A 12,137-nucleotide genomic window follows, 5' to 3' on the forward strand; every position below is an offset into this window, starting at 1 on the left:
ACTCTATATTTAGTAATAGTGATTAATTGATTTAACTTAATTTAGTCATCAAAATTGGACGATCACAAGTTTAGAAACATAAATATCAATAAGTTAGGAATAAAACTTTTTATAAGTTCAAGCATTCTTTGTTTTATCCTATTCTCTTTCATGATAATTGTACAATTCCTATTCCCTTACCAATATAGAGAGGACTACGGAAGTATTACTTTATCAACAAATCAAGAAGTTCTAGGAGCTACTTTAAATTCTACTGACAAATGGAGATTATATACTCCAATAGATGAAGTATCTCCATTTTTTATAAAAGCAATTATTGAAAAAGAAGACAAATGGTTCTATTATCATCTTGGAATAAACCCAATTGCTATTTTTAGAGCGGCTTTTAATAATCTAAAAAGCGGACAAAGGACTTCAGGTGCTTCAACTATTAGTATGCAGGTTGTACGATTATTGACCCCTAAAAAAAGAACTTATTTTAATAAACTCATTGAGGTATTTAAATCAATCCAATTAGAGTTAACCTTTTCTAAAAAAGAAATTCTTGAAATCTACATTAATCACATTCCGTATGGAGGAAATATTGAAGGGATAAAAGCTGCCTCTGTTTTATATTTAGGTAAAAATCCTGAAATGCTAAGTGTTGCACAAGCCACTATGTTATCAATTATCCCAAATCGCCCTACATCATTATCAATCAGTAATAATTCTGATATATTAATGACATCTAGAAATAAATGGATTAAAAGATTTTATGAACGTAACTTATTTGATGTAAATACATACGAAAGTGCTTTGCTAGAGCCTCTAAGTATTAAAAGACGAGCAATTCCTAAAATCACACCTCATTTAAATCGAAAATTATTTCATAAGTATCCTTCAAAAAAAATAATAAAAACCTATATAGATGTAGAGACTCAGATAAGAAGTGAGCAAATAGTAAAAAATTATGCCCGTAAAATTGCTAGTTATGACATCCATAATTTAGCTGCCGTTGTAATTGATAATACTACAAAAGCAGTAGTTGCATATATTGGTTCTCAAGACTTTTATGACAATAATTTCTCAGGTCAAGTGGACGGCGTCTCTGCTGTCAGATCTCCTGGAAGTACCCTTAAACCTCTTATTTATGGAATTGGATTTGATAAAGGGATCATTACACCTAAAATGAAAATCTTAGATGTTCCTATGGACTTTGGTAGCTATAGCCCTCAAAATTATGATTTACATTTTAATGGAGCTGTTACTGTAGAAGAAGCACTTGGCAAATCTTTAAACATTCCGGCTGTAGATCTTTTACAAAAAATTGGTTTATCATCTTTTCTTCAAAAATTAGAAATATGTGATTTTAAAACAATATCGCGGAAAAAGAAATATTTAGGGTTATCTACAGCATTAGGGGGGTGCGGTACTCGTCTTTCTGAATTAAGTGGGTTATACTCTTCATTTGCTACTGAAGGTATGTTTACTCCTATCAAATTCTCTATCGAAGATACTATAAATTACAAACAAGAAATTATTAGTCCCGAAAGTGCATTTATGATAACAGAAATCTTATCTGATCTTAGACGTCCTGACTTACCCAACAATTATCAAAACAGTACAAATGTTCCAAAAATCTCATGGAAGACGGGTACTTCTTATGGACGTAAAGATGCTTGGAGCATTGGGTATAACAAACAATTTACAATAGGTGTATGGTGTGGAAATTTTGACAATGAAGGTGTTCAAGAATTGACAGGTGCTCAAATAGCTACTCCTTTGTTATTCCAAATTTTTAGAGCAATTTACTCTTCAAAAAATCAAGAAATATCCATAGACAATATTCCCGATAATATTAATAGTAGAAATGTTTGTGCAATTAGTGGGGAAATTCCTAGTTCTTTCTGTGAACATAGTATAGAAGATTGGTACATTCCTGCTATCTCCCACTTTCAGAAATGTACCTGTCAGAAAATGTATTTTATTGCTTTAGATACCTCTTTCTCCTATTGCAGCATTTGCTTACCACAAAACGGTGGATATAAGAAAAAGCTATTCCCTAATTATTCACCACAATTATCTAGATATTATTCTGATGAAAAAATTCCTTATGAAAAACCTCCTAAACACAACCCTAATTGCTCTAAAGTAATTTCTGGAATTGCTCCATCTATCGTATCTCCTGTTTCTGGAAGAACATATTATGTAACAGAAAGTAATGCCGAGCTCTCTTTAATTGCCAATACATCTACTGATGTGAATTATTTATTTTGGTATATAAATGATAAGTTTATTGGTAAAAGAGAAAAAGACGCTACTTTTTTTTATTCACCGACAATCGGAAAAAATAAAATTTCATGTAGTGATGATAAAGGAAGAAATAGCGATATTTTTATATTTGTAAAATAAAAGCTCTCTATTTGTTAAATAGAGTCACATCCCAAAAGAGAAAATAAAAATTATTATATGATTGAACTTGCAGGTTTATTAGGGTTAGGCTTCTTTGCTCAATGGTTAGGGTGGAGAATAAAAGTTCCTGCAATCCTCCCATTAATACTCATTGGATTATTAGTTGGACCATTCTCAACATTATTTACTTCTGATGGCAGTAAATTTATAGATGGAGATAAAATATTTCATGGAGAATTATTATTCGATGTTGTTAATCTTTCTGTTGGGTTAATTCTTTTTGAAGGAGGAATGACGCTCAAATTAAAAGAAACAAAAAACATTGGTAGTGTAATTTGGAGGCTTTTGATTTTTGGCTCAATAATCACATTAATTGGAGGTGCAATAGCTACTCATTTTATTATGGGCTTTAGTTACAAAATAGCATTCCTTTTTGGCGGTTTAATTATTGTAAGTGGTCCAACCGTAATCGGTCCACTTCTAAGAAATATAAAACCTAATAATAGAATTAATACAATTTTAAAATGGGAAGGAATATTAATTGATCCTATTGGAGCTTTAGTAGCCATTCTAATTTTTGATTTCATTTTATCAGGACATTCAAATGATCTTTTTACTCTTTTTGCATTAAAAGGGTTTATTCTACTTACAATTTCTGGAGCTGCAGTAGGAAGTATAGCAGCATTTATTACAGCCAAAGTGCTAAATCAAAAACTACTACCAGATCACCTTAAAAACATTGTGATGCTAGGCTTTGTAGTTGCCACATTTGCTCTTTCAGACCTGCTTCATGCAGAATCAGGATTACTAGCGGTTACTATCTATGGAATGATTCTAGCAAATTCTAAGGTAGCTTCAATGAAGTCTATTCTTCATTTTAAAGAAGATGTTACACTTGTTTTAATTTCCTTCTTGTTTGTTATGTTATCATCAAGAATGTCACTAGATGATTTAGAATCCTTAGCAAATTGGAATAGTGTATTATTATTTACCGTTATAGTTTATGTAATTCGTCCATTAGTTGTACTATCTAGTACTATAGGAACATCTTTAACTTGGCAAGAGAGATTATTTATATCTTATATCTCACCTAGAGGTATTGTTGCAGCCGGTGTTGCTTCTCTTTTTACATTAAAATTAACTTCTGGGATAGCTCCTATTTCAGCAGCTCAAGTAAAAGAAGCTGAACTCTTATTACCATTAACCTTTATGACAATTATTGGTACAGTGGTTATTCAAGGCCTAACAGCAAAACCGTTAGCAAAACTTCTTAAAGTAACAAGAAAAGAACCTAATGGAGTTTTATTCTTAGGGGCAAGTGAAGTTGGTTTATTTATGGCTCGCATTTTACAACAATATCACATACCAATACTAGTATCCGATACTTCGGAACAAAATATTAAAGAAGCCAAAAGGTTAAGAATACCTACATACGAAGGAAGTATTTTATCTGAAGGGGCATTAGAAAATGTGGATTTTTCAGAATATGGACAACTATTTTCTACAACATCCAATAATGAAATCAATATTTTAGGTAACAGAACAATTTCTACTGAGTTGGGTATGAATAAGGTTTTTCGATTAGCTTCAAAGTTAGAGGTAGAAACAGACACATTGAATAAACCGCAGCATTTACTCTTTCATGGAAAGTATGATTTCATTGGTTTAACAAATATCATTCGACAAAAACACGTTGTAAAGAATGTTAAACCAGAAAAAACACTAGATCAAGAAGAAAGTTTCCAATTTTTAGCAAATTTTGATTTGCCAATTTTTATAATCCACGAAAACAACCATATAACACCTGTTACAGATTCACTTACTGAGATACTTGACAGCGATGAAGTAATTTACATAGAGTTAACAAAAAAGTAAATCTATGTTATTAAGGTTAATTTTAGTGAAATAATTTTGATAAAATTAAGCAAGACGGTATTTATGTAGTTAACGTAATTATTTTGTTAATTATCAATTACATACGAGTAAGATATTATAATGCAAAAAAGGGTCAGTATTGACATTGGAAACACCTTAATGAAAGTTGGGTTCTTTAAAGGCAACGAATTAATAGATGTTAGTGTCTTTCAAGATAACGTTAAACTTTTTGAAGCATTAGAAGACTTCTCCTGTGAATCTATTGGAATTGCAAATGTTGGAAGAATTAAAAATGATTTAATTCAACATTTAGAGAAGGAGTATAAAGTTGTAAAAATTACTACAGCCTTGGAGCTTCCTTTTATCAATAGTTATGCAACACCGCAATCGTTGGGTGTAGATAGAATTGCCGCAGTTATTGGTGCTAAATCTATCTTTCCAAACGATAATTGTTTAGTAATAGATATAGGTACATGTGTTACTTATGATTTTATTACTAAAGAAAACGAGTATCTAGGTGGAGGTATTTCTCCTGGTCTAGATATGAGGTTTAAAGCAATGCATCATTTCACTGCTAATCTACCTCTTATAACTTTCGAAAATATTGAACAAGAACTTGTTGGAAACAGCACTGAAAATTGTTTAAAATCGGGAGCAATAAATGGGTTAATTGCAGAAATAAATGGTATTATTGCACTTTATGTAGCAAAATATGGTAATATTACTACTTTGCTTTGTGGTGGAGTTGCAAATACTTTTGAATCTAAATTAAATTCAAGCATCTTTGCAGACCGAAATCTGGTTCTCAAGGGAATCGACCGTATCCTGAGATTAAATGTATAAGAGAATAAATAACATCATACTTACTTGCCTTTCAATTGTAGCTTTTGCAACATCAGCTTCAGCACAACAAGGCAACGCTCCTTTTTCAGCATTAGGAGTAGGAACTCCTGTCGACCCTGTATCTGTTAGAAATAAAGGTATGGGTTATACGGGTGTTGGTTTAGCAAGTTATGGACATTCTAACTTGCTAAATCCTGCAACAATGACGTATAACAACTTAACATTGTTTGAGATTGGTATGTATACCGAACAAAGAACATTGGTTGCTGAAAATCAAACGCAGGAAGATTATGGTGGAGGTCTTAGTTATTTAACTTTTGCTTTCCCTGTCAGTCAGAAATGGACAATGGGTTTTGGTTTTAAGCCAATTACTGTTGTTAATTATAAATTTGCTCAAACGGATACAGTAAGTATTCCTGTAAATGGTCAAATGACTCCTGCTAAGTACTACGGTGTAGAAAACGAAGGATCAGGAGGTATAAACCAAGTATATTTTTCTAACGCATTCAGAGTAACAAAAGGTTTATCTGTTGGTTTAGAATTAGGATATAACATTGGTATTATTGAAAGAGTAGCAAAAACACAACTTCTTGATGGATCAAGTGATTTTAGATCAGCAAGAGGTATTCGTTTAAACTATAGAGGTTTTACATATAAACCAGGTATCTACTACTCACAACACTTTGGTGCTAAAGAGAAAGGTAGTCGTTTAAACTTTGGTGCTACCTACCAATTCGAACAACAAATTGGTGTTAAACGTTTAGAAGATATTCAAACTAGATCTACAACAGATCTAATTTTAAATAGAGATACAATAATGCTTGATCAATCTCAATATGCTACAATGCCTTCTGAATTAGCAGTAGGTATTAGCTATGAGTTGGTTGGTAAGCTTGCAATTGCAGTAGACTTTAAACAACAAAAATGGTCTGATTTTGTAGACTATGATGGTGTTCCTACCGATGCAAATGGAGATAAAGTTCTAGCAGATTCTTATAAAATCGGTATTGGATTTGAATACACTCCCGATTACCTTTCTGCTTCAAGCTATATGAAAAGAATTACATGGCGTGGAGGTTTTTCTTATGGAGAAACACCTTACATTGCTTATGAACAACGAATTAAAGAGTACGTAGTGACCGGAGGCATTGAATTCCCTATGGGTTTCTCTTCATTGTCCGTGTCTGGAGAATATGGGTGGTTAAGTTCACCTATCCAAACAGTTACTTCATTTGAAGAACGTCACTATCAATTAAATATAGGTGTAACAATTAACGACCGCTGGTTCGTAAGGCGTCGAATCAACTAATCAATCGAATTTCAAACATGAATAGGTTAGCAACTTTTCTATTAGGGTTTTTGCTTATTGCAAACTTTGCACAAGCACAAGAAGAAGGTGCAGCAGCACCTGATAACGGTTTAACAGAACAAAAAGCAGCAGACGGAAGCGTTAAAAAAGGCTGTGATGCAAGAGGATATTGCTGGGGAGAGAGTGTAGAAGAGACTAAGTCTAAATACACATTTTTCTCTGATAATATGAAAGCAAAGAACTATAGTCAAGAAACTATTGATGCTTTCAATTATTTATATACAAATACTCCATATATACACAAAAACTTGTATATATATGGTCTAAAATTATATAAAGCTCTATTGTCAGCTGAGTCAAAGAAAAAAGACGCTGCTGATAAAGATCTTATTGTAAAGTATGAAGACATGGTTCTTAAACTTTACGATGAAAGAGGTCAATATTTTGGTCAAGCTGAAAAATGGGAATCTACAAAAGGTAAATACCTTTACAGATATGTAAAAGATCGTCCTGATTTTGATGAAAGACTTCCTGAATACTATACTTTTTACAGAGGTATTGCTGACAGAGACGGTGTAAAAACTGATGATTCTAACATGTCTGCATATGTTGCAATCGTAGCTAAATTACATATCTCATACAAAAAAGCAGTTCAAGGATTCAATAAAGATCCTAAAACAAAAGCACAAAAAACTGTTATCTTAACTGCTAATTCAGTAATTGAGAATAAAGACGGTAAATATACAGATGCTCAAATTAAAGAGTATTCTGCTAAGAAAGCTGCTGCGGAAAAAGAAATTGAAAATCTTTCTACTGCTTTTGAAACAAATGATGCTAATTTCAAAAAATACAAATCTTACAATGAAGATTGGTTAATGGATGAGTATGATTTTGTATCTGACATTGCTGGTAAAAATATCGAAATTGCAGAAGCTGCTAAAAAAGCTAATGATGTTAAGTCTTGGAATCGTATCCAAACAATGGCCGATAAATACATTATGGGTATGTTAGATATTGATTGTGATTTCATCAATAATAAATTAGGTGCTAAGTTTAAAGCTGACCCTACAGACATTGCAACTGCAAAGAAAATTGTAGGTTATTCTATCCGTAAAAAATGTATGGATGGTCCTTACTTTATTCAAGCTGCAGAAGTTGTATTTACAGCTGAACCTACACCTGCATATGCAAACTTAATCTCTGGTCAATACATTAAGAAAAATGATACTGACAAAGCTATTGAGTGGAAAGAAAAAGCAATCGAGTTATATTCTGAAGATCCTACTAAACAAGCAGAGACTTCAATTGACCTTGCTAAATTGTATAATAAAAAAGGTTTAAAATCTCAAGCTCGTTCTCAAGCTTACAAAGCAATTGAATTCGATAGTGAGATATCTAAAGAAGCTTACACATTTATTGGAGACCTTTACATGGGTTCTTACAAACAATGTTTTGAATCTTCTGAAGATAACGTACAAGAAAGAGGTTGTTATTTAGCTGCATACGATATGTATAAAAAAGCTGGTAACTCTTCTAAAATGGCTTCTGCTCAAAAGCAGTTCCCTTCTAAGTCAGATATATTTACTTTAGCTGCTAAAGGTTATGGTGAAGGTAAATCTATTAAAGTTGGATGTTGGATTGGTGGTTCTACTACTTTACGTGTCCGTCCATAATTGACAAAAAAAATCATTATTTTTAAACCTCATACATTTAATTGTATGAGGTTTTTTTACGTTTAAACTTTCTTATCATGTATAAATTAGTTCTAATTGCATTAATATTATCTTTTACTTCTTGTGTAAAACAGAGTAACAACGTTAATGTCACTTTAAATATCATTTTAAATAAACCTGTTGACAAACAAATTTACATTTCAGGAAATCAAGCATTCCTTGGAAATTGGTCACCACAAAGTATATCATTAAAAAAAATAGACTCATTACATTGGACCTTTACAAGTGAAGTACCTAAAAACACACTACTAGAATATAAATTCACTTTAGGTGATTGGAAATTTCAAGCTGCGGATATACATGGTGTGCCTCTTGAAAACAGTGAAACCTTATGCTCAGAAAGTGATACTTCTATTACGATAAGTATTGAAAATTGGACTTCAGGTGATCAACCAAAATATCAAGGACAAATAACTGGAAAGGTCGAATACATTAATAATTTTCATGTTGATGGTTTGATAGATAGAAATATTATTATCTGGCTTCCTCCATCATATTCAAAAGATCAAAATAAAAGGTACCCTGTTTTATATATGCATGATGGACAAAATACTATTGATCCTAAAACAAGTTCTTTTGGGGTTGATTGGCAAGTTGATGAAACAGTAACACAACTTATTGATAAAAATAAGTTACAAGAGATTATAATTGTTGCTTCTTATTGTACTGAGAACAGGAATGATGATTACGGAGATACTGAAATAGGTAAATTATATCGTAAATCTCTCGCTATTGATTTAAAAAACAGAATCGACACAAAGTATAGAACTAAATCCCAGAAACAATACACAGCTATTGCAGGCTCTTCTATGGGTGGATTAGTAAGTTTTATGTCGGCTTGGGAATACCCAAATGTATACAAAGGTGCTATTTGTATGTCTCCTGCATTCAAATATGAAGATTTTGATTATATCAACTCTATTAAATCAGATAAGAAAAAAGAACTTTTGCTATATATTGATAATGGAGGTAAAGGAGTTGATGTTATCCTTCAACCTGGCGTAGAGAAAATGGAGAAAGAACTACTCAAAAAAGGATATAAATTAAATGATGATTTATATGTAGTCTATGATAAAAAAGCAAAGCATTCTGAAGGTGATTGGGCATTAAGGTTCCCTTATGCTATTCAATTATTTTTCCAGAAATAACTAACAAATCATCTTAGAAATAAAAAATCAGGTATATAATAATTTATGCCTGATTTTTTTGACTATTTATACTATTAAAATGTCTTCATTATACACCAATTAAAACTACCAATGAAGATTATACTAACATTACTCGCAGGTTTGACTTGTGTAAATTGCTTTAGTCAAGAAAAATCAAGCTTCTTGAAGAAAATTTCAACTTCAATCAGTTACACTACTGAAATTGGTCTCCAATGGAAAGTTAATGATAATCATAAAAGCCAACAACAAATAGTAGACGAAGGAGAAGTCCGTCATAGTTATTTATCTACTGGAATAGACCTACAACTTAATTACTGTATTGATAATGCCGCGTTACTAGGTATTGGTTGGCAATATCAATCTTCGTCAGAATTTTCTAATAAAATGCATACTGTTTACGCTCATTTTAGAACTGGAGATGATTTTGACACTCGCTTTTCCAAATTTATAGAAGCTGATCTAGGAGGAAGTTTAATCAATACCTCTTTTGACGGTATTATGTATAGAATTGTTGTTGGAATTGACTTTTGTCAATTTAAATGGATAGGGATGACTCCTTCTGCAAGTATTTATTTAGGACAAAGGTGGATGGCTGATTTTTCAACTACACCTGATGCAGGAGGACTCTACAATTTGGTTGGAATAAATATAGGGATTAAAATCAATTGAGCATTTAAAAACATAAATCACAAAAAAACCTCATATCAACTAAGATATGAGGTTTTATATTTTATCTAATTCTCACCTGTTAAGTATGGTGATGAATTGACTCTTCTATCATTGGGTGATTCTTAGGAATCAAGCCACCTTTACTTAAACCTGTAAAGAACAAGTATAAGAAGATTGACAAGAAAACCATACCCGAACCAATCTCTGTTAAACCAAATCCACCATTTTCTTTTAAAGATCCTGGAATGATCAATAAACAGAATTCCATGAAGTGACCGAAAATAACAATACCTGCAACCATTTTCATTAAAATAGTCTTACGTTTTGCATCTCTTGTCATCAACACAAAGAATGGGAAGATGAAATTTGTAATTAAGATTGTGAAGAATAGTGGTGCATAAGTTGCACTTCTCAAACGATCTATAAAATAGATTGTTTCTTCTGGAATATTCGCATAGTAAATCAATAAGAATTGAGAGAACCATAAGTATGCCCAGAAAATTGAGAATCCAAATAAGAACTTACCTAAATCATGTAAATGGTTTTCATTCACAAGTTTTAAATAACCCATATCTTGAAGGATCACTACAAACAATGACATAAATGCCACTGCAGATACTAACCAACCCGCAAGTAAGTACCAACCAAATAAAGTTGAGTACCAGTGCGTATCAATTGACATAACCCAATCCCAAGAAGTGATTGATTCAGAAATACCAAAGAAAATTAAGAAAGCAACACTCATTCGTTGTGCTTTTCTAAAGTATTTAGTAGATCCATCACCATTATCTTCTTCTTTAGTGATTTTATTTAATGCCCAGCCGAACAATGTCCAAACTGTAACAAAAAGTATCATTCTAAATAAGAAAAAAGGAGTATTTAAGAAATCTGTCTTTCCTGCAATGATTGAATCATAATTAGGAGAAGCAGGATCTGCAATACCTTCGTGAGTCCAGTGGAAAATTGTATGACCACCTACTAAGAAAGTAAGTAATAAAACAATACCACCAACTGGGATAAACTGACGGAAGTTTAACATTACTCTGTTGATCAATACTGGCCAACCTGCGTTCGCTACGAATTGAAGAGCAAAGAAGAAAAATCCTAATAAAGCGATACCCGTAAAGAATACGCCGTTTACCCAAACATCAACAATGATACGATCATACCAATGGAATTCGGCATGATGACCATGTTCACCACCTTCATGTACTGCTGTTGCAGAAGCAACTTCAGTAGCATGTTCTACTGCTGCATGATGGTCTTCGTGACCACCACCCATCATTAAGAAGATCGCACCCAACACAAACAACACCAATCCGATGCCGCCGATGAGCGTCACGTTCTTCTTCAATTTACCATCAAAAGTAAACTGCTCTTGAACATTATTTAGATCTACATCTACGTGCGCCATATCTCTATTATTAAAATAGTTAAGATCGTTGGGACGATCTAGTTACCTTGAAGTTTTCTAACATATTTCACGACAGCCCAACGCTCTTGAGGGTTTAACTGAGACTTGTGTGACCACATACGTCCTTTTCCGTGAGTAATTACAAAGAAAATATGTCCGTCGGTTGCTTTCTTGATAGACTTACCTTTCAAGTTAGCTACACCACCATACACTTTTCCTACCTTACCTTTACCATCTCCTGCTTCACCATGACATGGTTGACAGTAGGCAGTAAATAGGTGCTTACCTTGAGCTACCACTTCTGGAGTTGCCTCCATTGGATTTTTCAAGTTTTCTGCTGCCCACTCTCCCTGATCTTTTGTTACATCCATGTAATAAAGAATAGGTTGATTTGGCTTAGCAGCTGCATCACCAGTAACCGCACTAAAGTTTTGACGCTTTACAGTACCTGCTACAGGATCTTTTACGTTGATTACTCTTTTCTCACCTTCTGAGAAGTAATCATTATAAGGGTTTGAGTTAATGAAATCTGGATAATACGATTGCTCCAATACTCCACCACTAATACCTTCATACGTGAATTGAGAAAGCGGCTCATAAGGTACAGAGTGATACATTTGAGGTGCATATTCAAGGCCTGTAAAGTTACCGTCTCCTTGAATCTTACAACCCGTCATTGCTAACGCTGCTGCTCCTATTGCTATCGCTTTCATTACAACTTTATTTCGTCGCAT

At 32.9% G+C, this 12,137-nt stretch carries 9 protein-coding genes; 7 read left to right on the forward strand and 2 right to left on the reverse strand.

Features of this window, described 5'->3' with window-relative positions; genetic code table 11:
• Positions 1–150 precede the first annotated feature (150 nt).
• The 7 genes from pbpC (at position 151) to EI427_RS13640 (ending at position 9,989) form a co-directional block, all read left to right on the forward strand.
• A complete protein-coding gene (gene pbpC / locus EI427_RS13610) occupies positions 151–2,391 on the forward strand; it encodes a penicillin-binding protein 1C (protein ID WP_126615537.1) in 2,241 nt (746 codons plus the stop codon).
• Positions 2,392–2,448: 57 nt separating this feature from the next.
• Positions 2,449–4,266: a cation:proton antiporter gene (locus EI427_RS13615; protein WP_126615539.1), complete on the forward strand. Its 1,818-nt coding sequence runs from the start codon at positions 2,449–2,451 to the stop codon at positions 4,264–4,266.
• 120 nt (positions 4,267–4,386) lie between these two features.
• Positions 4,387–5,109, forward strand: coding sequence for a type III pantothenate kinase (locus EI427_RS13620; protein WP_126615541.1), 723 nt, complete (start codon positions 4,387–4,389; stop codon positions 5,107–5,109).
• Positions 5,102–6,418: an OmpP1/FadL family transporter gene (locus tag EI427_RS13625; protein ID WP_126615543.1), complete on the forward strand. Its 1,317-nt coding sequence runs from the start codon at positions 5,102–5,104 to the stop codon at positions 6,416–6,418. Before EI427_RS13620 ends, EI427_RS13625 begins: the two co-directional genes overlap by 8 nt.
• A gap of 17 nt (positions 6,419–6,435) precedes the next feature.
• A complete protein-coding gene (locus tag EI427_RS13630; protein WP_126615545.1) occupies positions 6,436–8,091 on the forward strand; it encodes a tetratricopeptide repeat protein in 1,656 nt (551 codons plus the stop codon).
• A gap of 77 nt (positions 8,092–8,168) precedes the next feature.
• Entirely contained in the window at positions 8,169–9,299 is a 1,131-nt protein-coding gene (locus tag EI427_RS13635; protein WP_126615547.1) for an alpha/beta hydrolase-fold protein, read from the forward strand.
• A 111-nt stretch (positions 9,300–9,410) separates the two neighbouring features.
• A complete protein-coding gene (locus EI427_RS13640; protein ID WP_126615549.1) occupies positions 9,411–9,989 on the forward strand; it encodes a hypothetical protein in 579 nt (192 codons plus the stop codon).
• 79 nt (positions 9,990–10,068) lie between these two features.
• Here the strand turns inward: EI427_RS13640 and EI427_RS13645 are convergent, their stop codons facing one another.
• Together EI427_RS13645 and EI427_RS13650 are read right to left on the reverse strand one after the other, a co-directional pair.
• Positions 10,069–11,403 carry a flagellar basal body-associated FliL family protein gene (locus tag EI427_RS13645; protein WP_126615551.1) on the reverse strand — a complete coding sequence of 445 codons (1,335 nt, stop codon included), beginning with the start codon at positions 11,401–11,403 and terminating at the stop codon, positions 10,069–10,071.
• A gap of 38 nt (positions 11,404–11,441) precedes the next feature.
• Positions 11,442–12,137, reverse strand: a complete 696-nt coding sequence (locus EI427_RS13650; RefSeq protein WP_126615552.1) for a c-type cytochrome — start codon at positions 12,135–12,137, stop codon at positions 11,442–11,444.

The organism is Flammeovirga pectinis (assembly GCF_003970675.1).
GTDB classification, from domain to species: Bacteria; Bacteroidota; Bacteroidia; order Cytophagales; family Flammeovirgaceae; genus Flammeovirga; species Flammeovirga pectinis.

Coding starts and splice junctions, on each gene's coding strand:
- EI427_RS13650 (WP_126615552.1), bottom strand. CDS start 12,137: ATGCGACGAAATAAAGTTGTAATGAAAGCGATAGCAATAGGAGCAGCA.
- EI427_RS13615 (WP_126615539.1), top strand. CDS start 2,449: ATGATTGAACTTGCAGGTTTATTAGGGTTAGGCTTCTTTGCTCAATGG.
- EI427_RS13620 (WP_126615541.1), top strand. CDS start 4,387: ATGCAAAAAAGGGTCAGTATTGACATTGGAAACACCTTAATGAAAGTT.
- EI427_RS13630 (WP_126615545.1), top strand. CDS start 6,436: ATGAATAGGTTAGCAACTTTTCTATTAGGGTTTTTGCTTATTGCAAAC.
- EI427_RS13640 (WP_126615549.1), top strand. CDS start 9,411: ATGAAGATTATACTAACATTACTCGCAGGTTTGACTTGTGTAAATTGC.
- EI427_RS13625 (WP_126615543.1), top strand. CDS start 5,102: ATGTATAAGAGAATAAATAACATCATACTTACTTGCCTTTCAATTGTA.
- pbpC (WP_126615537.1), top strand. CDS start 151: ATGATAATTGTACAATTCCTATTCCCTTACCAATATAGAGAGGACTAC.
- EI427_RS13635 (WP_126615547.1), top strand. CDS start 8,169: ATGTATAAATTAGTTCTAATTGCATTAATATTATCTTTTACTTCTTGT.
- EI427_RS13645 (WP_126615551.1), bottom strand. CDS start 11,403: ATGGCGCACGTAGATGTAGATCTAAATAATGTTCAAGAGCAGTTTACT.